General features: G+C 38.2%; 25 protein-coding genes and 2 other annotated features. Of the genes, 2 read left to right on the forward strand and 23 right to left on the reverse strand.

Annotation, left to right across the window (positions count from 1 at the left end; genetic code table 11):
• Window positions 1-9: 9 nt before the first annotated feature.
• From murQ to JZO83_RS12160, 15 genes are all read right to left on the reverse strand, one after another.
• The gene (gene murQ, locus JZO83_RS12090) at window positions 10-903 is read right to left on the reverse strand and encodes an N-acetylmuramic acid 6-phosphate etherase (RefSeq protein ID WP_206853989.1); all 894 of its coding nucleotides are present in this window, start codon (window positions 901-903) and stop codon (window positions 10-12) included.
• The gene (locus JZO83_RS12095; protein ID WP_207115890.1) at window positions 900-1,967 is read right to left on the reverse strand and encodes a MupG family TIM beta-alpha barrel fold protein; all 1,068 of its coding nucleotides are present in this window, start codon (window positions 1,965-1,967) and stop codon (window positions 900-902) included. The genes murQ and JZO83_RS12095 overlap by 4 nt, the downstream gene beginning before the upstream one ends.
• Window positions 1,968-2,379: 412 nt before the next feature.
• Window positions 2,380-2,643: a hypothetical protein gene (locus JZO83_RS12100; RefSeq protein WP_207115891.1), complete on the reverse strand. Its 264-nt coding sequence runs from the start codon at window positions 2,641-2,643 to the stop codon at window positions 2,380-2,382.
• A gap of 18 nt (window positions 2,644-2,661) precedes the next feature.
• Window positions 2,662-2,967 carry a hypothetical protein gene (locus JZO83_RS12105; protein WP_207115892.1) on the reverse strand — a complete coding sequence of 102 codons (306 nt, stop codon included), beginning with the start codon at window positions 2,965-2,967 and terminating at the stop codon, window positions 2,662-2,664.
• Between the two features lie 16 nt (window positions 2,968-2,983).
• A complete protein-coding gene (locus JZO83_RS12110) occupies window positions 2,984-4,339 on the reverse strand; it encodes a triacylglycerol lipase (protein ID WP_207115893.1) in 1,356 nt (451 codons plus the stop codon).
• Complete coding sequence (locus tag JZO83_RS12115; RefSeq protein ID WP_207115894.1) at window positions 4,339-4,857, reverse strand: hypothetical protein; 519 nt, start codon at window positions 4,855-4,857, stop codon at window positions 4,339-4,341. The genes JZO83_RS12110 and JZO83_RS12115 overlap by 1 nt, the downstream gene beginning before the upstream one ends.
• A 224-nt stretch (window positions 4,858-5,081) precedes the next feature.
• Window positions 5,082-5,348: a hypothetical protein gene (locus JZO83_RS12120; protein ID WP_207115895.1), complete on the reverse strand. Its 267-nt coding sequence runs from the start codon at window positions 5,346-5,348 to the stop codon at window positions 5,082-5,084.
• Window positions 5,348-5,860 (reverse strand): hypothetical protein, encoded by a 513-nt coding sequence (locus JZO83_RS12125; RefSeq protein ID WP_207115896.1) that lies wholly within the window; start codon window positions 5,858-5,860, stop codon window positions 5,348-5,350. Before JZO83_RS12125 ends, JZO83_RS12120 begins: the two co-directional genes overlap by 1 nt.
• A 246-nt stretch (window positions 5,861-6,106) precedes the next feature.
• On the reverse strand, window positions 6,107-6,517 hold the full coding sequence (locus tag JZO83_RS12130; protein ID WP_207115897.1) for a hypothetical protein: 411 nt from the start codon (window positions 6,515-6,517) through the stop codon (window positions 6,107-6,109).
• On the reverse strand, window positions 6,517-7,056 hold the full coding sequence (locus tag JZO83_RS12135; RefSeq protein ID WP_347401522.1) for a hypothetical protein: 540 nt from the start codon (window positions 7,054-7,056) through the stop codon (window positions 6,517-6,519). Before JZO83_RS12135 ends, JZO83_RS12130 begins: the two co-directional genes overlap by 1 nt.
• 198 nt (window positions 7,057-7,254) lie before the next feature.
• On the reverse strand, window positions 7,255-7,836 hold the full coding sequence (locus JZO83_RS12140; protein ID WP_206854009.1) for a polymer-forming cytoskeletal protein: 582 nt from the start codon (window positions 7,834-7,836) through the stop codon (window positions 7,255-7,257).
• 157 nt (window positions 7,837-7,993) lie between these two features.
• Window positions 7,994-8,521 (reverse strand): histidine phosphatase family protein, encoded by a 528-nt coding sequence (locus JZO83_RS12145; RefSeq protein ID WP_206854011.1) that lies wholly within the window; start codon window positions 8,519-8,521, stop codon window positions 7,994-7,996.
• Window positions 8,522-8,638: 117 nt separating this feature from the next.
• The gene (locus tag JZO83_RS12150; RefSeq protein ID WP_207115898.1) at window positions 8,639-10,144 is read right to left on the reverse strand and encodes an Lsa family ABC-F type ribosomal protection protein; all 1,506 of its coding nucleotides are present in this window, start codon (window positions 10,142-10,144) and stop codon (window positions 8,639-8,641) included.
• 252 nt (window positions 10,145-10,396) lie between these two features.
• Window positions 10,397-11,497, reverse strand: coding sequence for a glycerate kinase (locus tag JZO83_RS12155; RefSeq protein WP_207115899.1), 1,101 nt, complete (start codon window positions 11,495-11,497; stop codon window positions 10,397-10,399).
• A gap of 58 nt (window positions 11,498-11,555) precedes the next feature.
• The gene (locus JZO83_RS12160; protein WP_207115900.1) at window positions 11,556-12,446 is read right to left on the reverse strand and encodes an oligosaccharide biosynthesis protein Alg14; all 891 of its coding nucleotides are present in this window, start codon (window positions 12,444-12,446) and stop codon (window positions 11,556-11,558) included.
• Window positions 12,447-12,740: 294 nt separating this feature from the next.
• On the opposite strand from JZO83_RS12160, the gene JZO83_RS12165 reads away from it, so the two are divergent.
• A complete protein-coding gene (locus JZO83_RS12165) occupies window positions 12,741-14,105 on the forward strand; it encodes an amino acid permease (protein WP_206854020.1) in 1,365 nt (454 codons plus the stop codon).
• Between the two features lie 200 nt (window positions 14,106-14,305).
• Window positions 14,306-14,749: a DUF305 domain-containing protein gene (locus JZO83_RS12170; RefSeq protein WP_206854022.1), complete on the forward strand. Its 444-nt coding sequence runs from the start codon at window positions 14,306-14,308 to the stop codon at window positions 14,747-14,749.
• 72 nt (window positions 14,750-14,821) lie between these two features.
• Here JZO83_RS12170 and nhaC read toward each other — a convergent pair whose 3' ends face one another.
• The 8 genes from nhaC to JZO83_RS12210 form a co-directional block, all read right to left on the reverse strand.
• Window positions 14,822-16,234 carry a Na+/H+ antiporter NhaC gene (gene nhaC, locus JZO83_RS12175; RefSeq protein ID WP_206854024.1) on the reverse strand — a complete coding sequence of 471 codons (1,413 nt, stop codon included), beginning with the start codon at window positions 16,232-16,234 and terminating at the stop codon, window positions 14,822-14,824.
• A 390-nt stretch (window positions 16,235-16,624) separates the two neighbouring features.
• Window positions 16,625-17,830: a M20 family metallopeptidase gene (locus JZO83_RS12180; protein ID WP_207115901.1), complete on the reverse strand. Its 1,206-nt coding sequence runs from the start codon at window positions 17,828-17,830 to the stop codon at window positions 16,625-16,627.
• Window positions 17,831-17,854: 24 nt separating this feature from the next.
• Entirely contained in the window at window positions 17,855-18,694 is an 840-nt protein-coding gene (locus JZO83_RS12185; RefSeq protein WP_207115902.1) for a MetQ/NlpA family ABC transporter substrate-binding protein, read from the reverse strand.
• 15 nt (window positions 18,695-18,709) lie between these two features.
• Window positions 18,710-19,390, reverse strand: coding sequence for a methionine ABC transporter permease (locus tag JZO83_RS12190; protein WP_206854032.1), 681 nt, complete (start codon window positions 19,388-19,390; stop codon window positions 18,710-18,712).
• Window position 19,391: 1 nt separating this feature from the next.
• Entirely contained in the window at window positions 19,392-20,465 is a 1,074-nt protein-coding gene (locus JZO83_RS12195; protein ID WP_207115903.1) for a methionine ABC transporter ATP-binding protein, read from the reverse strand.
• A gap of 62 nt (window positions 20,466-20,527) precedes the next feature.
• Window positions 20,528-20,767 (reverse strand) — a binding site (T-box leader).
• Window positions 20,768-20,808: 41 nt separating this feature from the next.
• Window positions 20,809-21,043, reverse strand: a binding site (T-box leader).
• Window positions 21,044-21,165: 122 nt separating this feature from the next.
• Window positions 21,166-21,840, reverse strand: coding sequence for an HAD family phosphatase (locus JZO83_RS12200; protein WP_206854037.1), 675 nt, complete (start codon window positions 21,838-21,840; stop codon window positions 21,166-21,168).
• Window positions 21,841-21,952: 112 nt separating this feature from the next.
• Window positions 21,953-23,425 carry a helix-turn-helix domain-containing protein gene (locus JZO83_RS12205; RefSeq protein ID WP_206854039.1) on the reverse strand — a complete coding sequence of 491 codons (1,473 nt, stop codon included), beginning with the start codon at window positions 23,423-23,425 and terminating at the stop codon, window positions 21,953-21,955.
• Window positions 23,403-23,966 carry a hypothetical protein gene (locus JZO83_RS12210; protein ID WP_207115904.1) on the reverse strand — a complete coding sequence of 188 codons (564 nt, stop codon included), beginning with the start codon at window positions 23,964-23,966 and terminating at the stop codon, window positions 23,403-23,405. The genes JZO83_RS12205 and JZO83_RS12210 overlap by 23 nt, the downstream gene beginning before the upstream one ends.
• Window positions 23,967-23,974: the final 8 nt, after the last annotated feature.

Raw genomic sequence — 23,974 nt, forward strand, 5'->3', positions numbered from 1 at the left:
ACTTCCCCCTTACAACGTTCGTTTTACAAAGCCGTCTGCCTCAGCTAGTTTTCTTTTTGCTGTTTCTTTGTCACTATTCGTCAATAACATAACGATGGCTAGTTTAACATTTTGTTCCGCTTCATGAAAGTATTTTTCCGCTGTTTCATAATCCGCTTCTGTCGCTTCCATGATGATCCGTTTCGAACGTTCGACTAATTTTTCATTTGTTGGCTTAACGTCGACCATGAGATTATTGAATACTTTTCCGATACCGATCATACTGATTGTAGAAATCATATTCAAAATCAATTTCTGAGCAGTTCCAGATTTCAAACGTGTCGAACCTGTTAAAAATTCTGGTCCGGCATCCACTTCAATCGGAAAATCAGCATGTTGACTGATTTCAGCCTCTTTGTTACAAGAAATCGTCGCTGTTTTTGCACCAATCGAACGGGCATAATCTAGCCCGCCAATCACATAAGGCGTACGACCACTAGCAGCGATACCTACGACTAAATCATTTTCCGTTAAGTTCAACCGGATCAAATCTTCTTTCCCTAATTCAAGTGAATCTTCAGCGCCTTCAACTGCGACAGTCATAGCCGCTTCGCCACCTGCAATCAAACCAACGACCATTTCAGGTGAAACGCCAAACGTTGGTACACACTCCGCAGCATCCAATACGCCTAATCGACCGCTTGTCCCAGCACCCATATAAATCAAGCGCCCCTCTTTTTTAAAAGAAGCAATCGCTGCTTCAATCACTGGTTCAATACTTGGTAATTCTTTTGCGACTGCCTTAGCAACTTCGTGGTCTTCTTGATTCATTAAACGAGCCGCTTCTGCAACACTCATTTCATCTAAGCCAAATGTTTTTTGATTTCTACATTCTGTTGTTAATTTATCTAAATCGATATTCATTTCTCAATTCCTTCTTTACATATAAATTTATAGATCGTCCCTGCGTGGATATGTTGGATCAATGGTAAATCAGCCGAGATCACTCGTGCCACACAATTGACCTTTTCATCTGCTGGTAAATCTTCTTTCATCAATTGGATTTCTCCCATGTAGCGCAGATACCTTTCATTATCTAACGTGATCGTCCCCTTTATCCGCTCATCAGTTTGACGAACAGGAATATGAGGAATTTCCTTAAATCGAGCATCCGCGCTACGCACGACTGATTTAGCTTCATCTTGTCGATTCGTATGTGTGCCTAAAATGGTTGGTCCAAATTGTGTATCCAACAATGCGACATGCAATAAGATACCGCCTGTTTCTTGATAATAGGCAAATTGTTCGCGCACAGTCAGTGAAAGTCCGCCGTCCCCAATATAGATCAGATCTGTTCCGCATGAAGCCAAGTCTAGTGCGGCTGCTAAAGGATGTTGATTACGATGCTCTTCTAACGTCGGAAGTCCTTTGTATAGCGGTCCTCTCAACACCTCATCACCAGGTACAAAGCCTTGGACTGTAAATCCTTGCTCTACTAACCATTGATTTTTTCGCTTGTACCAAGATTTGTCCAAACCTGTTTCCGGACGTGGATAATAATTGTGCCAAGCTTCCATCTGATTAAAATCAGCACCCGCTTCTTTTAACTCTTGCACATCTTGTTCAGTGATCGTACTTGCATTCAAACTGATTTTTAATTGATGCGACCACTTCGCAATCTGCTCATTCGATAGATGATAATCCATCCGCAGACCTGTCACACCAATCTCTTTTAGTGGCGCAAGATTTTCTAAGGAGAAACCTGCCAACTCTAATGCCTTCCCCGATATATCGACCATCAATTCCAATCCGTGTGATTTCGCTACTTTTCCAAGTTCCGTCAAACGCCTTTTATATGCTGAAGCATCATCTTCTGGAATATGCATCGAGGTAAAAATACCGATAAATCCTTTCTCCGCCATCTCATGGATATACACTTTCGTTTCATCAGACATTTCTTGATTCATAAATACAGAAAATCCAAACATGTACTCCCCCCATTCATGTATCCGCATTCATTTATAAACTGATTATACTTCTTGTGAAATGATTTTTCAACCTAAATATAAAATATGTTAAATTTTATTTCTTTCGAGTGTAAAAAATAAAGACTATCCAACGAGATCCTATAACAATTCCACACAAAAAAAGTGTCTGGAACAAAAATAAAATTCATTTTTGATTCTAACCTTAAAAACGAATAAATGGTTTTCCAGAAGCAACTCCTTCAGAAATAAGCCGAGAAACCCAAAAATTTGAAGAACAATTTTCGGGTTTCTCGGCTTATTTCTCAGAGTTCGACACTTCTGTCACAACCTCTTTGATCGATTATTCAGTTGATTATTTCTAATAGAATCCTTTTTCAGTTTATGTAATTATAAGATGATTGTATTTCTTTGACTAACCCTTGTCTAACGCTTTTTCTTGTTCATCCAAAGCTAACGACACTTTGTCGCCGAATTGCCCTTTAAGCGCCTCCTTCAATCCCTTATTTGCTGAAGAAATCGTGCGTTTTGCTCTATTGGTTTCGTTCTTTCCAGATTGATTTACGCTTCTCCTTCTGCCCCCCTTCTCACTTTTCAGTGCGATTCCAAGTGAACGAGTTAGGTATTTCTCCATATCTTTCTGATAATTCTCCCACCATTGATCAATCATTTCAAACATCTCAAGACCTCCATTCTTTTAATTCAATTGCGCCAGTTTCTTACGATAGCTCTGCTCATTATCTTCTAAATCAAGCTGGATTTTTTTTCGCTGATGGATCAATTCCGTCGCCAGATCCTCTTCTAAACGAGAAATCATGATACGACCATAATTTAGCGCCTCTTGTGGTTCAGAAAAAGATTGTAAAATCAATCGGAGATCTTTATAAGTCACTTCTGCTAGCTCATGGACTTTTCTTTCTGTTGTAACCAATACTTCTTCTTGCTCTGATAATCTTCGTTTCGTTGCTTGATATGTTTCATAAAGCTGTATTTCCTTACTCAATTTTCCTCTCCTCCTTTTATACGCCAAACAATTGATTCGCTAATTCTTTGTCACGTGCCACCATCTCATTGATTTTTTGGGTAATTTCATCAGCAAGCGATTGAAACTGTTCCGACAGCTGATCGATCTGGCGGATTTTATCCCTAAATTCCTGGGTTGGCTCATCGACGATCTCCCATTTTGTACAATCAACTTCGGCTAATGTTTCAATTACCTCGTTATACGTCAAATGGGGCGTATAATTGCGTATTCTTCCCAACCAGTCATTCCACAACTCTTCCAACTCCGTGATCCCGTTTTGGTAAATCACGCGAACATTAACCATCGCCTCATCAAATTTACTTGCTGCGGTCCGCACTACAGCCAACGCTTGACTATCCTCTAAATAAATTTTTTCTGATTGAGAAAGCCCGCCGCCACTTCCAGTCAGCTTCTGCCGTAACTCTTGTAATGTCAAGAATTCTTTGATTTGAACTTTAAGCCACTCATTTTCTTCTTTCAAACGCTTGATTTCATCTAGCGTATGCTCGCCACTGACTGCTAGTAGTTTGATCCTTGCTTCGTTTTTTAAAAGTGTTTGTTGCCACAAAGTTGGGGCTAATAAGATATCTCCATTGGCATCGACGTATACGATGATCTGGCCATGCTTATCGATATAATTTCCCTCTTCATCAGTTTTGAATTGGTCCAGCGAATGGCCAAATGTTTCCCAGCCCGAATTATCGATTCCAATACTATTGATTTGAAGCATCCCTTTCCCACCAGTCAAAATCCCACTCGTGACAACATCCGAGGTGTCGTAGATATTGATCAAAGTACCGGGATGATTATCCAATAATGCTAGCGCAAGCCCTGGTCCTGCCGCACCGTACGTCACGCTGTCATAACCATTGAGTCCTGCGACAAAAAGTGCTTTAGCTCCACCTAATGAGTGCCCCGTCGTTGAGATCGTGTACCCCTCTGACTTAGGATACTGCTTTTCAATTTCACGGGCATAGTTCAAAGCGGAAAAAAATGCTCCATCTGGATGTTTATTACTTCGACCAATTTCCTCAAGGTTTGTATGCCAATCTTTGAGCGAAGTCGTGCCAGCATAGGCAATCGTAAGGTTTTTGGTGATGACGGAGTCGGGGAAACCAGGTACTTTTCTTAATTGCTGTTCAGTATAACCAAGATATTCCTCTTTTATTTTAGCAACTACCATTGCTTGCATACTATTTTTCTTTGGCTTAGATTCATTGCCGATTTTGTCTTTATTTGTATCTACTGTGTTTATAACTATATAGGGGATTTCTTTTACTAGATGATTTACTTTTATTAATCCATGTTCAACTTCATATACAGAGTCAGATAGCCACCTATTTGGTTCCATCAATCTATCCCTCCCTCGTAATAGACAATTTGCTCATCTGCCAGAATCGAATTTATTTTTTCTTTTCTTTTTGTTATATAATAAGGACCATTTCCAGTACTATCAGAAATCATGTATATAGGTTTATTTGTTTCTGCAGAAATAGTACTTAAACTTACCTCCTCCTCATATACTCCATTTACTGTGAAATAAATGGTCAAGAAATTCATGGGGCTGACCGAATAACCCGTAAACTCAATTTTAGTTATCGCAGAATACTCTCTGACCTCCAATAATGCTTTCAAGTATTCTTCCGTTGTCATTTCTCCTTGTCCATAGTCATATTTCCTGAAGACTTCTTCTTCTTTCTCCCGGTTGTTTATATAGAGCCAATAATTGTTATACACATAATTCGCCAAATCTTTCTGTATTTCCAGCAATTCTTGGCGATCTTCTTCTCTTTTATCCATCTGCATCTTCCCTCCGATTCCTCCTAAAATAATGATTACTAACACACCTAGCCAATGCCATTTCTTCATATATCTTCCTTTCAGATTTCATTTAGTTTTATATATGATCAGAATAAGCTTCTTACTTATTCTGGAATTTTTTTATGTTAGATATAACTCTTTTTATAGTTATGTATGGCCACATAAAAATTAATTATTTTAGTAAGTACTTTGTCATTGCCTTTGATTGTTGCGACAAGAAGTGTGCTTAGCTCCACCTACTGAGTACCCTGTCGATGAAATCGTATAATACTCTAACTTTGGGTAACGACGGAGTCGGGGAAGCCAGATAATTTTCTTAATTCATTATCATTAAGTTTTTTGAATTCTTCTTTAATTTCTGCTACTACCATTGCTTGCGTACTATTTTTCTTTGATCGAGATTCATTACCGATTTTGGCTTTATCTGTATTTAAAGTTCCTATAACGATATGGTTTGTTCCAAGAGGTCTATCGCCATAATGTACATTGCCACTTTCTAATTGATATATAAATTTAGATAAGTATCTATTTTGATCCATTAATTTATTCCTCCTGTATAATAAACAATTTGATCATCTGAGATATCTAGTTTTTTTTCTTCCTTTCTTTCATCAATAAAATATGGTCCTTTACCTCTGCTACTAGTTATTCTGTAAATAAACTTATCTGTTTCTGCAGATTTCGTATCTAACCATACTTCTTCTCGATAGACATCATTTACTGTGAAATAGATAATTAATGAATTCATTGGGTCAATAGAATATCCAGTAAATGTTATTTTGTTTATATCAATATATTTCCTAACATTGACAACTTTTTCTACATATTCTTCTGTTGTCAGATCTCCATTACTATATTGTTGTGTAAATCTATCAGTTTCCTTATCATTCGTCGTATATAACCGATAGTTATTGTACACATAATTCGCCAAATCTTTCTGTATTTCCAGCAATTCTTGGCGGTCTTCTTCTCTTTTATCAATATATATCTTTCCTCCGATTCCTCCTAAGATTATGACCACTAACACACCTAGCATAAGCCGTTTTTTCATATATCCTCCTTTCAGACTTCATTTAGTTTTTTATATAATCAGAATAAGCTCCTTACTTACTCTGGAATTTTTTTATGTTAGATATAATCTTTTTTATTGAACACTCTGATTTTGATAGTTATGTATGGCCACGATAAAAATTAATTATTTCAGTAAGTACTTTGTCATTGCCTTTGATTATTGCAACAAGAAGTGTGCTTTAGCTCCACCTACTTATCACCATGTCGTTAAAATCGTATCCCCCCTCTAACTTTGGGTAATGCTTTTCAATTTGGCGACATAGTTCAAGGTGAAGAAAAATACTCCATTTGAGTGTTTATTGTTCTCCCAAATTTCCACGAAGTTTGTATGCCAATCTTTGACCGAAGTCGTGCCAGCATAAGCAATCGTAAGTTTTTTGGTGATGACGGAGTCGGGAAAGCCTTTGATTTTCTTTAGATCTTCATTATCAAGTGCCTTATAACGATCCTTAAGTTCAGCAACAACCATTGCTTGTGTACTATTTTTCTTTGGTTTAGATTCATTGCCGATTTTGTCTTTATCTGTATTTAAAGTTCCTATAACGATATGGTTTGTTCCAAGAGGTTTATCGCCATAATTTACCTTGCCACTTTCTAATTGATATATAAATTTAGATAAGTATCTATTTTGATCCATTAATTTATTCCTCCTGTATAATAAACAATTTGATCATCTAAGATATCAATCCCTTTTTCTTCCTTTATTTCATTAATAAAATAAGGTCCTTGACCTCTGCCACTAGTTATTCTGTAAATAAACTTATCTGTTTCTGCAGATCTTGTGTCTAACCATACTTCTTCTTGATAAACATCATTTACTGTGAAATAGATAATTAATGAATTCATCGGGTCAATAGAATATCCAGTAAATTCTATCTTTTCAATATCTGAATACTCTCTGATACTCAACATTTTTTCTAAATATTCTTCCGTCGTTATTCCTCCTTCTTTTTGATATTCCTCTACGATTTCCTCTTGTTTCTCACTATCTCTCGTATAAATTCGATAGTTATTGTACACATAATTCGCCAGATCTTTCTGTATATCCAGCAATTCTTGGAGATCTTCTTCCCTTTTATCCATATACATCTTCCCACCGATTCCTCCTAAGATAATGACCACTAATACAACTAGCCAAACCCGTTTCTTCATATATCCTCCTTTATTTAAAAGCATCTTTTACTCCATATTATTTTCTAGCATCGAGTTATCCTCTTTTTAGTTATGTACGTCTTTTCTACTGAATCGTTTTTATGTAATCTTTCTCACGATTCATAAGTTCGTATCGCTAGGATTGATATCAAATGTTTTTTAATAAAAAAAGACATCTAAAACAGAAGGATTTCTGCTTTAGATGTCTTTATTACAATCTGATTATTCGCTAACTGTTACGTCGCCTGTTACTGATGCGTCGTTTTCGTCAAGTTTTGCTGAATCTTGGTATTCTTGTTTTTCAAATGTTACGTTACCTTCAACTTTTGCTCCGTCTAATACAAAGCCATTTGCTTTAACTAGTACGTCACCTTTGATTGTTCCGTGAACGATATTTGTGTTTTCTGATTCAACGATCAATGTCGGAACAGTCACTGTGTATTCAGCTGTTACGTTACGGTCATCGTCTTGTGAGTACAATGCGATTTTACGGTAGATGTCTGCACTTGCATCGTCTTTGTCATGGAATTCACCCGCGATTGTTACATCGTTTGAGAATGTCACATCACCTGTTGCTGCAACGATCCAGTTGCCGTCAGCTGACATTGCTTTTTCTAAAACAGTTGGGTCATCACTGATTGAAGCAGTTGATACAACATCTGCTGAGCTTTCTGTTGTACTTACTTCTGTTGTTGATGAAGCTGAGCTAGAATTAGATGAATCATTGTTGTCAGCACCACACGCTCCTAAAGCCAAAAGTGCTGTTGCAGTTAAACCTAATAAAGATAATTTTTTTGATAGCATGAAATTTCTTCCTCTCTTTTTGTATTCCTATGGAATTATACCATGAAAGCGTACTTATGTGAAATAATCTTCATGGAAAGAAAAAATAAATTATTTTAGAAAAAAGTTTTACGATAACATTCTCTAGTTATTTTGTTACATCCCTGATAAATTACAGCTATTCAAAGGTAACCAGTTCCGTATTATCAACAAAAAAGTCAAAGAATGTATCATTCGGCATAGGGTGAAAATACGCATTGATGATTCGGATCAGTGCATTATGGCAGACAAGCAAGTAAACATTTTCCTCGTCTTCTAAGCACTCTTTTAGTAACGGTGTGATCCGTGCATATACATCTAAAACCGATTCCCCGTTTGGGAACCGTACTGCAAAATTTTGGCGAGCTTCTTGAAAGTCTTTGTCTTCGCTAGGACGTCCGTCGTAATCGCCAAAGTCCATCTCGATCAAACGATCATCCACTGTCATTGGTAGATTGACTTTTTTTGCTACCGCTTGCGCAGTATCGCGCGCGCGTTGTAAAGGGGAATGAATGATTTTTGTGATCGGCACTTCCAATCCTGCCACTTTCTCAGCAAGTTTTTCTGCTTGTTGTTTGCCTTTTTCAGTTAATTCGATATCTGCATGACCACAAACTAACCCTTGAGCATTCCAAGTTGTTTCTCCGTGTCTAGTGATATATAACATTAAATAACTCTCCTTTGTTTTATGCTCATTCAATTCTATCATACAATCCCGATTGAAATGAACCATCCGCTTAGAATCGGTCTCGGTTAAGCTAGTACCAGTTATTTAATAGTATCTTTATTTTATTCTTTGTAAGTCGATCCTTTGCGTAGCAACTTTTTCTAAAAATCGCTGATCATGGTCGACGATCAACATCGCTGGTTTGACTTGCAATAATAATTGTTCGATTTGTTCTTGATTGAAGACATCTAAATAATTCAATGGCTCATCCCAAATGTAAAGATCAGTGGATTGCGCAAATGATTTGGCTAATTCGACTTTTTTTCTTTGACCCATACTCATGTTTTCAATGCGCGTATGGAATACGTCTCTTTCCATTCCTAATTTACGTAGATTATTTAAAAAGAGTTCAAGGTCTAGCTGATGGTTTTGTGCAAAGCTTGTTAATGTACCGGTATTATCTTCATAGTTTTGACGAACGTAACTGATACTAACTGTTGCTGGACGCAGGACTTCTCCCTTAGCTTGACCGTTAAAGTCTCCTAATAAATACTGGATGATCGACGATTTCCCACTACCATTAGGCCCAGTTATTGCGATACATTGTTGCTGCTCGATACTAAAGCTAACGGGTTCAAAAAGCATCTCTTCATAACCAAGCTGTAGATTTTCCACGGTCAATAAGCGTTTATGATGAGACTGATTCGGAAACATATTCAATGGATCGATATACTCTAAATCTTTTAATAATTTTTCTTTCTCGCTAATTTGGTTCTCCATACGATTCACGATCGCCTTGGATCGTTTCATTGTCCGTGCAGCATCCGCTCCGATTGAGCCACGGTCGACTCGCCGTGCTTCGGTATCAATAAAACCGACACGTTTTTTTGTTTTATCTCCTTCACGTGAACGTGACCACTCAGCTTTTTCAGCTGCCGTTTTCTTCAAGCGAGTGACTTCTTTTTTGATTTTTTGATTTTGAGCTAATTCAAATTCGTCTTTTCTACGCTTTTGTTCTTCATAGATCGAATAGTTTCCTTGATAGATTTCTAACTGACTTTTTTCGATGACCAAAATATGATCGACAACTTCGTCGATAAACTGGCGATCATGACTGACAACGATAAAGCCTTGTTTTTTCTTATGCAAGTATTCTGCTACTTGACGGCGACCAAGGACATCGAGGTGATTCGTTGGTTCATCGATCAGTGGGAAATGTTGATCATCCGTAAACAAGAGCGCAAGTAATACTTTTGTTTTTTCTCCACCAGATAAGGACGCATACGGCCGCCAGAGTATTTCGGGATCAGTTTGCATCAACATCAATTCACGTTCGATCTCCCACAGCTCACAGTTTGAGAGTTCTAACAAGACATCATAGGTCAGTTGGTTTGTTTCCTTTACCTGTTGCGGAAAATAAACAAATTCTTGTTGATGGATCACTTGTCCCTGATAGGGTAATTTGTTTTGTAAAATGTTCAGTAAGGTTGTTTTCCCTCGACCGTTTCGACCAATCAGCCCTAGTTTCCATGTCGTATCAATATTTAGCTCAGCTTGATCGAATAGCATATTTTCTTGGCTATCATAGCCAAATGTTAATTGTTTTATTTCGATTTTAGACATTTATCTTCACCTCGTTATAAAAAAGACCAGTCCTATTTTCAGAACTGGTCAAAGAAGATGAGTACAAAAAAGAGACCCACTCATTGAAACTAGCCAATTCTGAAAATCTGCATACTACGCCCTTGATCGAACAAGGTATAGTTAAAATGCAGCTTCAAACAATTGACTTAGTTTTTCAATGCGCGGATCCCTCACTTTGTCTTTATTTGCCATTAGATTACCACAGACGTTTTAAGACTGTCAACTGGTAGATCATCGAAATATTCCGCTGATTGCTTGTGAGAGTAATCTGGCGCTTTCTAATGTTTCCTGATGATCCAATGCTTTTTCAAGAGAGATCGGGCCTGTCTGAATACTAAATACACTGGGAAGAACCGACGCTAGTTCACCTAATTCTTTCTCACGGCTTCCGCAGATCGCCACGATTTTTTTGCCGTGTTTTTTAGCGAGCAATGCTACACCGTATGGCACTTTTCCATGGATCGTTTGTTGATCGATTCGGCCTTCTCCTGTGATCACGATTTCTGACTCTTTGATTTTAGCTTCTAAGTCGACTAATTCAGAAACAAGCGTGAAGCCCGATTTCATCTCGGCTCCGACAATCGCTAAAGCGCCACCGATCCCACCAGCGGCACCACTGCCAGCTAGCTGATTCAAATCGATTGCTGTCTTTATTTTGATTTGTTCAACGATTTTTTCTGCTTGTTCTTCTAAACAAGCTAATGTCTCTGGTGATCCGCCCTTTTGTTTGCCAAACATTTGGGTAGCGCCTTGTCCGCCAGTATAAGGATTCGTTACATCTGCCGCAATCGTCACAGTTTGATTGATTTTCATTAATTGCGACAAGTCGAGTTCATTGATCGTTAATAGAGGATTCCCTTCTGTGACACCATTTAATTTGGCTCCTAAAGACTGTAACAGACCTAAGCCGCCGTCAGAACATCCACTTCCGCCTAGTGTAACAATGATCTCATCGACGAACTGATTCAAGGCATCTTTGATCAGCTCTCCTAACCCAAAACTAGAGGCTAGTCGGATCGTTTGATCGGTGGGTTTGGTCAGCAAGTCTAAGCCAATCACTTCTGTGGATTCAATGATCGCTAATTTACGGTTCTTTTTTTGTGTCAACAAGTAGCGGCACTCTTTTTTCCGAAAAAGTAAATCTGGACAAGAAAGTGTTCGCCACTCACCACCTAATGTAGCGTAAATGGCTTCAGCAGTTCCTTCACCGCCATCAGCAATTGGTTGATTGATTTTTTGTTCTGCCTCACCCCAACCTTCCAATACTGCTTGGTTGAGTTCTTTTGAAGTTGCACTGCCTTTGAATGAATCGATCGCCGCAAGTAATTTCATACTGAAACTCCTTTTTTCGTGATTATTGAATGAAGTGTTTTCTTTTACTATATCATATCTAACGTGCTTCAATACCACTGTACTCATAGATTGAAAATACTTCAGGATCAACATCAACAAAGCGCTGTACCCAATTTTCCGCATCAAAAAATTCAATGATTTCGCGATCGACGGTTTGATAAGGGCTACTTAAAAACGCCGGAAGTTCTTCCAAGTTTCTTTCTCCCAATAAGAAGATATTTTGTGGGTTATAGAAACGATAACCAGAAATCGCTTTGTTATCAGTAACTAATTTTTTATTGAAGAAAATTGATTCGAATGTTCTTAAAGTTACACCGCTTTGACCTTCCCGCAACAATTCCAAGATCCCTTTAGAACCATTCGTCTTTTGCAAGTATTCTGTATAGGTCAAATATCCCTCTTGATCATTTCCACGACTTGGTAAAATATAAAAATTGGTTGAGACACCTAACTGTTCAAATGCTGATCGGTAATCATCTGCTCGTTGTTTTCTGCCGTTATCAGTGGCTCCAAAAAATAAATCAGTCGTGACTTCAGCTTTTGGCAAAGGCATGTCTTTTGAATAAAAAGAACTGTTATGCTTGATTCCCAATTTTTTGGCTTCTAAAATATCGAAATGGAAAATGTCATCAATTGCTGTTTCTGCTTCCGCTTTCTTCAATAACTGATGATGCTCTTCTTTAAAATGGTTCCAAAAGAATAGAATGATCTTCGCCTGTGTGTGTGGCCGAATACGAGAAGCAAATGCGACATCAAACCCATAATCTAAAAAGATAATTAGTTTATATTGCTTGAGTTGCTGTTGGAACGATGACATAAATGAATCATCCATTAAATCTTTCGCTGAGATGACATCCATCGTTTGCAAAGATGGGAAAAAATATAATGCTTTATTTTTCGCTACAAGTAATCGTTCGTGTTGGGTCATAGTCATCAACTCCTTATTTATACTTCCTTGAATCAAACCGATTAAGTATGGGTTTCCTCTAATAATAGCCCTGTATGAAAGGAAAAAGCGAATGAAACGCTTTCGTTTTAAGTGATTTCCCATAGAAATATAACAATAATTATCTAAACAAATAAGAGTTCTATGATTTTTTCATTAAAAGATACAAAAAAGTTTTCAGAATAGTTGTAATTGTCAGATAATTTGTTATGATAGACAATATTATTTTACGACCGATTGATTTTTTTCATTCATGTTTTAGAAAAGAGGATGTTTATGGAAAGTACAGAACAAACAAAGTTAAAAAAACAACTTAGTTCCAGACATATCACCATGCTTGCCCTTGGTGGCGCGATTGGTGCTGGTTTATTTAAAGGAAGTGGAGAAGCCATTGGTATCGCTGGTCCTGCTGTTTTATTTGCTTTTTTGATTGGTGGCGGCATTTTATTTATTGTCATGAGTGGCCTAGGTAAGTTGGTTTTAGACGGTGGCGATACGCAACATGGTTTATCTGGTTTGATTCGTCCTTACTTGGGCAATCATTCCGCAGACTTCGTTGACTGGGTCTATTACTCGATGTGGATGATCAATATCATCGCTGAAGCTGTAGCGGCGGCATCATTTTTACAATTATGGTTTCCGCATGTCCCCGCTTGGTTTTTCATTTTACTTTTGGCGATTTTAACAACTTTGATCAATCTTTACTCCGTTCGTTTGTTTGCTGAAACAGAGTATTGGTTAGCTTTTGCGAAGATCAGTGTCATTGTTTTAATGATTCTTTTTGGTCTTTATCTCGTTGGACAACAAATGCTGGGAACTGGGATTTTTCCTACATTAAGTCAGCTGACTGATCACGGTGGTTTCACTCCTCACGGATTAAAAGGGGTTGTTAGTTCTTTACTTGTAGTCATCTATTCATATGGCGGATCAGAATTGATCGCAATCACAGTCAGTGAAGCAGATGATCCTAAAAAAGCGATACCTAAAGCAATCAAAGGCGTTATGGGCCGAATCGTTTCCTTCTATATTATTCCACTTTTCTTATTACTGATTCTTTTTCCTTGGAATACTTTAGCTGGTTCATCGGTTAGTCCTTTTGTCTTAGTTTTTGAACAGATGAATATCCCTTTTGCTAGTGATATCGTGAATTTTGTCATTGTCTTGGCACTATTTTCATCAATCAATTCGGGGGTTTACGCCTCTTCTCGGCTATTGTTTTTCCGTTTGAAAGACAATAAAGGATCAGCTAAAAAGCTGGCAAAATTGAATAAGCATTCGGTTCCGCAGCGTGCTGTACTATTTTGTACAAGTGTTTTATACCTTGGCGTTATCCTTTCTTATTTCGTTGGTGATAAACTCTTTAGTTATTTAGCTGGTTCCCTTTCTTATACGGTACTGGTGATCTGGTTGATGATCAGTGCAGCCGCCTTTCGTTTGGCTTTAAAGAAAGGCACTTGGAAAGCAAAAGGCTTCAACCTATTTGCTTTAGTTGCATTGACCTTGATTTTGATAGGGATCCTAATGACAAATTCAATCGGTGTGACCGTACTAACTGCTCTACTATATGCTGGTATTTTCTTTAGCTATCAAAAGAAAAAGGATGTCTTTGTCATAGATAATGAACCCTTCTCTTCTATTTAAACAGCTGAAATATGATTAAAACTTCCCCTTGAACGAGCCAGGACTATCAAAAGTCAGTCACTTGACTTTTGATAGTCCTGACTTCTTTATAGGCAAATCAACAAAAAAACTGCTCGCTCATTTTTTGTGTGCACTTCATTTGCTTTGTGCATTTATTGCTGAGATGATAGTCTTGTAAAAAGTAAAAAGGGGTTTTATTTATGAAAAAGTACGGGAAATTTTTGTTAATGATCATTGTTTCAACAGTTATTATGTTTGGGATGATGTATCTAAATGTTTATTCGATCGACCATCTCTTCTTTAGTCGGACAAGGGTCTTTATGGCATTGATGATGGGTGCTGTCATGGCAATCATCATGTTACTTTTCATGTGGAAAATGTATGAACATAAGAAGCTGAATATCATGATCTTAACGATCAGCTTGTTGGTGTTTGGTGGTTCGTTATTCATGGTCCGTAGTCAAACGACGGTTGATGATGTGGCATGGATGAAAGCAATGATCCCTCATCACTCTATTGCTATTTTAACAAGTAAGCGTGCCAATCTAGAAGATCCTGAGGTCAAAAAGTTAGCAGAAAAAATCATCGAAGCACAAGAAAAAGAAATCGATGAAATGAAGGAATTGATTGATCGCTTGGATTGATATAAAAATAATTATTCCTGTCAAAAAAACAGCCACCTGATCATACTGGTGACTGTTTTTTATTTTATTTTTTTACATCGTATCCTTCACATCGCTCAAGTTTCCCTTTTCTTCTTTCTTTTTAGCAATCCCTAGTCCAGTCATTGCACTAACCATTGAAAAGACTGGAGAAAGCAAGCTGAAGAAGACGAATGGTAAGTAAGTCATGGTTGGGATACCAAACGTGCTGGCGACAAAACTGCCGGCAATGCCCCAAGGAATGAGGTAGTTGATGACTGTTCCTCCATCTTCTAACGTACGACTCAAAACAGTTGAATCAAGGCCTGCTTTCTTGTACGTTTCTTTAAAGGCATTTCCTGGTAGAATCACCGATAAAAATTGTTCGCCGATAAATAAATTCACACCGATACTTGTCATCAGTGTCGTAAAAATCAATCGAGGAGTCGTTGTCATTTTTTTCGATACGACCTCCATCACCGTAGAGATCAAGCCGAATTCAATCAATAGTCCACCCAATGAAAGCGTAAGAATAATCAACGAAACAGTCGGCATCATACTTTCGATCCCCCCACGACTAAGTAACGCATCGATTTGTGCGTTTCCAGTCTCCGAAAGAAAACCAGATTCAAGAACTGTTGCTAAGCGTGTAAATGAAGTGCTTGGTGTCTGGATAAAGATCATTCCAACGGCGACAGCTACATTCAATAGGATCGTTAAGATTGCTGGCACTTTTTTCCATGCACAAATCAGCATCAAGAATAAAGGTAGTAATGACCAGACTGAAATCGTAAAGTTGTTTTCTAAAATCGTGGTCACATTTTGGATTTCCGCCAAACTCGCACCTTTATCTGTGTGCCCTAGAAATGCAAACAGAACCAAAGAAACAAAAAATGCGGGAAGCGTTGACCACATCATATGTTTAATATGTTTGAAAAGGTCGGCATCAACGATTGCTGCTGCCAGATTGGTCGATTCAGATAATGGCGACATTTTATCTCCAAAAACTGCCCCAGACACGATGGCACCCACTACTAATGCTGGATTCAATCCCAAAGTTGTACCGATTCCGAAAAAGGCGATCCCGATCGTTGACATGACTGTAAAGGCACTCCCAACTGCACTTCCGACGATCGCACACACAACAAAAACTGATGGCACAAACCAAGGAACGCTAATGATTTTAAACCCATAGACCATCAATGTTGGAATGATACCAGCTTGGATCCAAACAGCGATCAATGCGCCGACTAAAATAAAGATAAAGATCGGAATGATACCCGGTTTTAGTCCGTTGATGATTCCTTCATGCAACATATCTGTTGGATGCTTTTTCACTACTGCATACACCATCACCATACCAATGGCAATCAAAATCGCGATATTCGGTGAAATCTTAAATCCTACTACTCCAATTGCAATCGTTGCTACGATAATTATTAATACACTTACTGCTTCAATAAAGCTAGGTTTTCTTATTTTTTCCATATCCATTCTCCTTTTTTAAGTTACTTAAGTCTTAAAAAAGAGTAGATATCGAATGACTCCGCCACAATTCATTTTGCGTTTCCTCCCTAATAAAAATACAAAAAGATCTGTTTTCAACTAAGGACGAATTTCTCCGCGGTACCACCTTAATTAAAAACAGATCTGTTTTTCACTTTGATTTGAATGATTTAATTGTTAAAACTTTTCCTGTAATTCATAAATTTGGCTTGATCGGTTCGCAGCAACCACCGACTTTCTGAACAAAACACCAAACCTACTACTGGATGAAAAGTGAACTTTCATGAAGTTTACATGTATCTTTGCAATTTGTCAATCTAAATGTTTTTTTACAAATGTTTTGATTCACGTTCATCCAATAGCTATCTTCTCTTATTTCGTTGCAAGGATTGCTTGATGTTCCTGTTTGATTTTCTCTAGCAATTCTGGCTTTTCAAATAGATCCAAAGCAGTGTTTGCCAACAATTCAGCAGCAATCGCAATGGAAGCTAACCCTTTTTTACTGCGAGCAGCCGCTTTGAATTCTTCGGAGTGACCGGCGATATATTCATCAGAAATCGACACGGTTGGTTGGATCGTCGGAATCACATGGCTCACGTTCCCAACATCAGAAGAACCAAGACTTGTCTGTTCTTTCGTTTCGATTTCTTTATCAGGTACGCCCGCTGTATTGGCATGACTGAAAAACAGTTCATCAAAGGATGGTGTCACGATCACATCATCCACAGAATTTTGGAATAACCCAAATTCATAACTTGTTCCCGTACTTAAAGCCGCGCCTTTTACAATATTTTCGACTTTTTGATACACTTCATTCAATGTCTGACGATTTTTTGCTCGCAAGTAAAATCGTCCTGCGGCATATTCGGGGATCACATTCGCAGCTACACCACCATCGGTGATGATGCCATGGATATTGACGTCTTTTGGCAGTTGCAAGCGCAATGCATTGATACCATTAAAGACTTGGATCAACGCTTCCAAAGCATTCACTCCTTTTTCCGGTGCTGCAGCAGCATGGGAAGCTACGCCATGAAACTTGATATCCACCGGATCATTAGCTAATGATTCAGTCGTTTTACCATAACGGTAAGCTGGATGGACACATAGAGCCGCATCTACATCTTCAAAAAAGCCTTCTCGAACAAAACTTCCTTTTGCAGAGCCGTTTTCGCCACCCTCTTCTCCAGGTGTGCCATAGACACGGATCTCTCCACCGATCTCAGCGATTCGGTCCCGTAAAACACTTGCGGCTAATACAGAATAGGTGCCAAATAAGTTATGCCCACAAGCATGACCGATCCCTGGTAACGCGTCAAACTCTGCTAAAAAAGCAATCGTCGGTCCTGGTTTTCCTGAACTGTATCGAGCATCAAACCCTGTTCGATGACCAGCAACATCTTTTGTAACAGAAAATCCTTCTTTTTCCAGTTGTTTGATCAAAGCGTCTGAAGAATAAAACTCGTAGTTGCTTACTTCAGGATGGTCATGGATATCTAAAGCTAATGCTTGATATTCAGCTAACCGTTGATTGATTGCTTCCTTAAATGAATGTGTGGTTAATGTAGATGTTGTCATAGTAACTTCCTCCAGTTCGATTTTTTATTTTTTACCAAATGTTTCCCAAGCGGGTACGCTCGACCCTTTTGATGTTTCTTCGATGACTTTAGCTGTTTCTTCGGTTTGATAAGTGTCAACGATCTTCTGATAGATTTCGTTATTTTCATCTTCTTTTCTTGCCACAATGATATTGACATATGGTCTAGCACTGTCATCTACTGGTTCTAAAAAGATCGCATCACTTGTTGGTGTCAAACCTGAATCTACTGCGACACCACTATTGATCACTGAAAGATCAACGTCGCTCAAGGCACGAGCTGTCTGTGACGCATCTAATTCAGAAATATCTAAGTTCTTGGTATTTTCAGTAATATCTGAAGTGGTCGGCGTTTGTTCTTTTGCTGGATCTACTTTGATCAAACCAGCTGTTTGTAGCAATAGCAACGCACGTCCTCCGTTTGTTACATCGTTAGGAATAGCTACTTTTGCACCATCCTTTATATCATCGATCGATTGGATCGTGTTTGAATAAATCCCTAAAGGTGCATTCACTGTATTACCGATCGAAACGAGATCTGTTCCGTGTTCTGTATTATAGTTATCTAAAAAGAACTGATGCTGAAAAGCATTGAGATCGATCGAGCCATCTGCTAATGCGGCATTTGGTTGATTATAATCCGTGAACTTCACATACTCGAGTTCAATGTCTTCTTTTGCTAACCGTTCTTTGACATCATCCCAAACATCGGTATCTTCTCCGATGACTCCAAGCTTCACTGTGGTTTGTTTAGTTGTATCTGTTTCGGCATTTCCTTGGCTACATCCCGCCAACCAAATAAGTGCAACAAAAGCGAGTACTGTATAACGAATGATTTTTTTCATGATGATTCCTCCAGTTTAATGTGATATTTTTTTGATCAATAAATTGCTGATCCACTGACTTAAAAAAACAAGGATCAAGATCAGCAACGTCGCAACGATGGTCACGTCGGTTTGAAAACGATTATACCCTCGAGAGATAGCTAAGTTCCCTAAACCACCAGCACCCACTGCACCTGCCATGGCCGTCAAACCAATGACGTTGATGATCGTCAACGCAGAGACACGAATGATTCCCGGTAATCCTTCGATCAAGTAGACTCTAAAAACGATCCCTAAAGGACTTGTTCCCATCGCTTCTGCGGCTTCGATGACTCCAGGGTCCACTTCAAGTAATGCATTTTCCACTTGGCGAGCAAAAAATGGGACAACCCCAAAGATCAAGGGGACTAAAGCAGCCTTAGCACCGATCGTCGTACCAACTAAAAAGCGGGTCGTCAATGCTAGTAAGGAAAGTAAGATGATAAAAGGGATCGAGCGGACAACATTGATGACTTTGTCTAAAAGCTCATAAAGCAGCCGATTTTCAAGCAGTCCTTTGGGGCGTGTCACGACTAGGACGATCCCAAAGCCAAGACCAATCACGCCTCCGATCAAAGCGGTCCAAAAAGACATATACAACGTCTGTTTCGTCGCTTCAATAAATTCATCCGGTATCGAGTAGACATTCGGTAAATAAGTTTCAAAAAAATTAGTCATATCAGCGGCCTCCTTGGATAACTTTCATTTCTTTACTTGCACCATTTTTTTGCAGGATCGTCGCTTGTACTCCTGAATCTATGAGATAAGTCAATGCTTTTTCTCGTTGATGGACTTCTCCTGATAAAGTGACGATCAAACGTCCTAATGGCGTTTCTTGTAACAGTTCGACATTTCCATATAAAATATTCGCACTGACTTGATATTTGCTATAAAGTTGCGCGATCAACGGTTCATTTGTCTGTGTACCGACATAGTTTAATTCGACTAACCATTTATTGGTCAACTGATCTGCGAAAGCACTGTGTGAGCGAATCGTTTCTAATGCTTGATCAACGTGAGTAGCTGTTCGAATAAACTCTTTCGTCAAGACTTCTTTTGGTGCGCTGAAAATTTGAACACTACTTCCTTGTTCAATCACTTCGCCATTTTCCATCACAGCGACTTTGTTGCAGATTTCTTTAACCACTTGCATTTCATGTGTGATCAAAACGATCGTCAAGCCTAATTGCTGATTCAATTTTTTCAATAAAGCTAAAATCTGGTGAGTCGTTTTTGGGTCTAAGGCACTCGTTGCTTCATCACAAAGCAACACTTGTGGATCGCTGGCTAATGCTCGAGCAATGGCGACTCGTTGTTTTTGTCCTCCTGAAAGTTGTTTTGGATAAGCCGTCGCTTTTTCTTCAAGTCCGACCAATGCCAAGAGTTCATTGACTTTTTGACGACGCTCCTGTTTCGATTTTTTCGTGTATTTCAACGAGAAATCGACGTTGTCAAAAATCGTACGACTTTCCATTAGGTGAAAGTGTTGAAAAATCATCCCGATCGATTTTCGTTCTTTTCGTAATTCTTTCGGAGATAGTTTCCCTAACTCTGTGCCATTGATAATAACTTTGCCGCTTGTGGGTTTTTGCAAAAGATTCATGACCCGGACCAACGTACTTTTCCCTGCACCTGAATACCCAACGATGCCGTAGACATCTCCTTTCGCAATCGAAAGATCCACGTTTTTCACTGCTTGGATCGTCTTTTCTTTTTGTTGGAAAGAAACATTTATTTCTTGTAATTCAATCATTTTTACTCCTCCTTCGATTTGACGATAAAAAAGGCATCCTCAAGAAAATGACTCATCACTTTCTTGAGGACGCCTTTTTGCGTGTTACCACCTCATGTTCAAGTTACACTCACATGTAACTCCTTTTCAAGTACAAACATACTCTAGCAAGCTAACGGTTGCGACCGTCACCGCCTTACAAAGTTGCTCGGGGTGAATTGCTCAATAGCCATTTTCCAAATCTTCCACCTTGCTTCTTCTCAGCTACCGAAGCTCTCTGTTAAAGGTTTTTGTATCTGTACTTACTATTTCAACGCAAAAAATATATAAAAAAAATCCTTTTATCAGCAGATATATCTGCTGATAAAAGGACGACGTATCGTGGTACCACCTTTATTCGGAAGTTTCCTTCCCTCAATCCAACATCTCTTAACGAGAGATTGGCTGTTCGTTTTAACGGTCGAACATTTCCGAACTTGCCTACTTATCGACAAGTTATTCTCCAAGGCCATTTTTCAACTTTTCTTACTTGACTCTTTACACCAACCAGAGTCTCTCTTTGAAGTTTCCAAGCTTACTTTCCTTATCAACGAATCTATACTTTGTTGTTGAGAACACTTTATCTAAGTAAAAACAAAAAGTCAAGCAAGAAATTTAAAAAAAATCATTTGCTTGATCTATAAATGGATAAAATCCTTGATAATACTACATTTCCAGCATTTTAATTTTTTTCTTTTTGCTTCTCTAACATCTCCAACACTGTCAATAGATCCTTGCCTTCCGCTAAAATAGACAAATCTGCCTTTTCACTTTCAGTATAGGCTCGATCAAAGCTTGAATCTGGAATCAAAACGACACCCATTCCTGCTCGTGATGCTGAGGTTGCGCCAACTAATGAATCTTCGACTGCAAATGCTTCTGACGCTATTAATCCAGACCGCTCTAAAGCAGTTAGGTAAGGAATTGGTGAAGGTTTATTTTCAGACACTTCATCCCCAAAGGTATATGTATGAAAATAAGGCTTCAAAGAAAATTGATCCAAAATATTTGTTGCTCGTTTTGTAACTGTTGTGGTTGCTAAACCAAGGATAAGTTTTTGTTCCCTCAATTCTTTTAGTACTTCTTTTGCATAAGGTTTTAGCTGGATTGCGCCACTATGCAGTTGTTGATAAAAATACTCTTCTCTTTTTTCACGAACGTTTTGCACCATCTCTGGTGTTCCCGCCATTTTTATCAACAGATCATAGCTTTGTTTCCAATTTTTTCCGCCCCACGAATCAACGACTGCTTTAGGTATTTCAATGTCAAATTGCTTGAACCCCCATAACCATCCGTCGCGGTAAGTCTTTTCTGTATCAACTAATAATCCATCTAAATCAAATATTGCACCCTTCATATCCACTGATCCTTTCAAAAAACAATACATCTAGTGTATCATGTTTTCACATCCAAACCAATGGACTTCGTAGCATTTTTGTTATGGTCGATCATTACGCCAGTCAAGAAAATCAGTTATTCAGATTCATTTTAGTTATTTTATTTCTACGTATCCTTAATAATTGATTCGTAAAATTAGCCCAATCGACTGCTCGCGGAGGAACTAACCAAATGATCTGGAACAAATCCCCAGAAGAGCAGATTTCTTTATCTGTTAAAAGAAGGTCAGTTTCTTCATCTGCTTTCGTTTGATAGATGATATTCAAATCCGAGATTTTCTGGATGTTGCCTTTGATCAACGCATTGAACTGGGGACCAAAAGAAAAATCAATACAAATCCGAAGTGGTTTCAGTTGTTGATCGATCGGTAATGTATCCATCATGACTAGCACATAGTGGAAAAACAGAAATTCTTTTGCCGCCCAGATTTGCTTATTCGCTTTATGTTTTTGAATATACTCTCGACAAAACAAAAAGTACTCTGGATACATTTCATAAAAATAAGTGACGTCCAAATTGTTATTGTCATCCACATTTTCCTCTTTGAAATATTTGATTTTCAAATGTAAGACCGTCAACTGTCTTCTGATTTCCTTTAACTGATTTTCTGATAGAATAAATGATTGCCCAAGTTCTTCAAGAAATAACTCGTTCAACGCGAGTATTTCCTTTTGCGCTACTCCCTCAATAAGTTCAGGATCATTGATGGCTCCTTCGACAACAAGATAAGCAAAAATTTGTTGTGCTTCAATCAACCGCTCTTTTTCCGTGTCGATCTTCGCCTCTTTTTCCAGCCAAGAATAAATGATCCCAAAGAAATCATTTTTTTGTAACGTTTTTTTATTGAACGTCAATCGAGCTTTTTTATTATCGGACATTCGCCAGCCATTCTTTATGCGAATCAAACTCACTGAAAGAAAATGCTGAAGTTTGGATTCACTAAACCCAGTAAATGAAGCGGCAAATTTCGGCTCTAGTGCCCGAATCAATTCTTCTACTTGTTTCGTGATTTCTGCTGGGTATTGAGAATAAGACCGTCCGTATAATTTAGTGAAATAAAACGTCACTAATCCACGTACAGCCCCTTCTTCTCCACTTAACAAAAATTTCTTTGTGACCGTTAAATCTTTAGCGTCTAGTCGTGTGCGCATGTCTTTCAATTTTTGATAGACGAGCGGATGACTGATATAATTTTTGATCGCATAGTCGTTCACAGATTCGAACGTCTCAAAAAAGATTTCTTGCAGCATCAAAAAACCGAAGGAATGACGAACATACATTTCACCTAGAATCGTCGAATTTCCTCGACCACTCTCGATCAGTCTCACATTATTTCCTTCAAAAAATAATTGAAATTCATCCGTTAGCCCATAATCCACGAAATCATGCGACAATTCTTCCATTGACTTATTCAGCAAAAAATAAGAGATATCCAATTCTTCTAACACTTTTTCATGATTTTCAACTAAAAGCGGCTTTGTTTCCAAATAACGTAGCAACTCTAACTTGCGTTGTGCTGACTTATCTAAAAATAGTTTGAACATTTTGATTTCCTCTACCTTCTGGTTTTTCTCCATAGAGTATCGTACCTGAAAATAAATAACTCATTGCTGCCAATTGACCATTCTCTGAATTAGCGGAACCAGCCCCACTTGACTGCGGTAACATCACTTGATTATATGGGTGGTTATCAGAAAAAAAATCATCATCTAAGGTTATTTTACGTGATGTACTAGCTATTTGGCTAATAATATTATTCTGGTTATCCAATAATTTTGGTCTAGGTGATTTTTTTTCTTTAGGGATTGAAAGATTTGGATAGAACAATTCATTTTCTTCTTGTTTTTTCACTTCTTGCTTATCGTTATTTATAATTGCAATATCTTGTGATTGTTCAGTTTGTTCAACTTCCGTCTCTTCCTCGTCTGTCACAGGTAATTCGGGAGTGAATGGTTCAATTTGGATATGTTCTGTCGGATTCAATGGATCATAAATGATCGTTTCTGCATGTGTGTATACTGAAGATTCGAAGTAGACGACAGCAAATAAAAGTGTTCCTAATATCGCGATTTTTTGTCTTTTCATTTTTTCTC

This window comes from Enterococcus sp. DIV1298c, from assembly GCF_017316315.1.
GTDB lineage: Bacteria > Bacillota > Bacilli > Lactobacillales > Enterococcaceae > Enterococcus_B > Enterococcus_B mangumiae.

Bases quoted from the DNA above. Each gene is read 5' to 3' on its own strand.
- murQ (WP_206853989.1), bottom strand. From the start codon at position 903: ATGAATATCGATTTAGATAAATTAACAACAGAATGTAGAAATCAAAAA.
- JZO83_RS12095 (WP_207115890.1), bottom strand. From the start codon at position 1,967: ATGTTTGGATTTTCTGTATTTATGAATCAAGAAATGTCTGATGAAACG.
- JZO83_RS12100 (WP_207115891.1), bottom strand. From the start codon at position 2,643: ATGTTTGAAATGATTGATCAATGGTGGGAGAATTATCAGAAAGATATG.
- JZO83_RS12110 (WP_207115893.1), bottom strand. From the start codon at position 4,339: ATGGAACCAAATAGGTGGCTATCTGACTCTGTATATGAAGTTGAACAT.
- JZO83_RS12115 (WP_207115894.1), bottom strand. From the start codon at position 4,857: ATGAAGAAATGGCATTGGCTAGGTGTGTTAGTAATCATTATTTTAGGA.
- JZO83_RS12120 (WP_207115895.1), bottom strand. From the start codon at position 5,348: ATGGATCAAAATAGATACTTATCTAAATTTATATATCAATTAGAAAGT.
- JZO83_RS12125 (WP_207115896.1), bottom strand. From the start codon at position 5,860: ATGAAAAAACGGCTTATGCTAGGTGTGTTAGTGGTCATAATCTTAGGA.
- JZO83_RS12130 (WP_207115897.1), bottom strand. From the start codon at position 6,517: ATGGATCAAAATAGATACTTATCTAAATTTATATATCAATTAGAAAGT.
- JZO83_RS12135 (WP_347401522.1), bottom strand. From the start codon at position 7,056: ATGCTTTTAAATAAAGGAGGATATATGAAGAAACGGGTTTGGCTAGTT.
- JZO83_RS12140 (WP_206854009.1), bottom strand. From the start codon at position 7,836: ATGCTATCAAAAAAATTATCTTTATTAGGTTTAACTGCAACAGCACTT.
- JZO83_RS12145 (WP_206854011.1), bottom strand. From the start codon at position 8,521: ATGTTATATATCACTAGACACGGAGAAACAACTTGGAATGCTCAAGGG.
- JZO83_RS12150 (WP_207115898.1), bottom strand. From the start codon at position 10,144: ATGTCTAAAATCGAAATAAAACAATTAACATTTGGCTATGATAGCCAA.
- JZO83_RS12155 (WP_207115899.1), bottom strand. From the start codon at position 11,497: ATGAAATTACTTGCGGCGATCGATTCATTCAAAGGCAGTGCAACTTCA.
- JZO83_RS12160 (WP_207115900.1), bottom strand. From the start codon at position 12,446: ATGACCCAACACGAACGATTACTTGTAGCGAAAAATAAAGCATTATAT.
- JZO83_RS12165 (WP_206854020.1), top strand. From the start codon at position 12,741: ATGGAAAGTACAGAACAAACAAAGTTAAAAAAACAACTTAGTTCCAGA.
- JZO83_RS12170 (WP_206854022.1), top strand. From the start codon at position 14,306: ATGAAAAAGTACGGGAAATTTTTGTTAATGATCATTGTTTCAACAGTT.
- nhaC (WP_206854024.1), bottom strand. From the start codon at position 16,234: ATGGAAAAAATAAGAAAACCTAGCTTTATTGAAGCAGTAAGTGTATTA.
- JZO83_RS12180 (WP_207115901.1), bottom strand. From the start codon at position 17,830: ATGACAACATCTACATTAACCACACATTCATTTAAGGAAGCAATCAAT.
- JZO83_RS12185 (WP_207115902.1), bottom strand. From the start codon at position 18,694: ATGAAAAAAATCATTCGTTATACAGTACTCGCTTTTGTTGCACTTATT.
- JZO83_RS12190 (WP_206854032.1), bottom strand. From the start codon at position 19,390: ATGACTAATTTTTTTGAAACTTATTTACCGAATGTCTACTCGATACCG.
- JZO83_RS12195 (WP_207115903.1), bottom strand. From the start codon at position 20,465: ATGATTGAATTACAAGAAATAAATGTTTCTTTCCAACAAAAAGAAAAG.
- JZO83_RS12200 (WP_206854037.1), bottom strand. From the start codon at position 21,840: ATGAAGGGTGCAATATTTGATTTAGATGGATTATTAGTTGATACAGAA.
- JZO83_RS12205 (WP_206854039.1), bottom strand. From the start codon at position 23,425: ATGTTCAAACTATTTTTAGATAAGTCAGCACAACGCAAGTTAGAGTTG.
- JZO83_RS12210 (WP_207115904.1), bottom strand. From the start codon at position 23,966: ATGAAAAGACAAAAAATCGCGATATTAGGAACACTTTTATTTGCTGTC.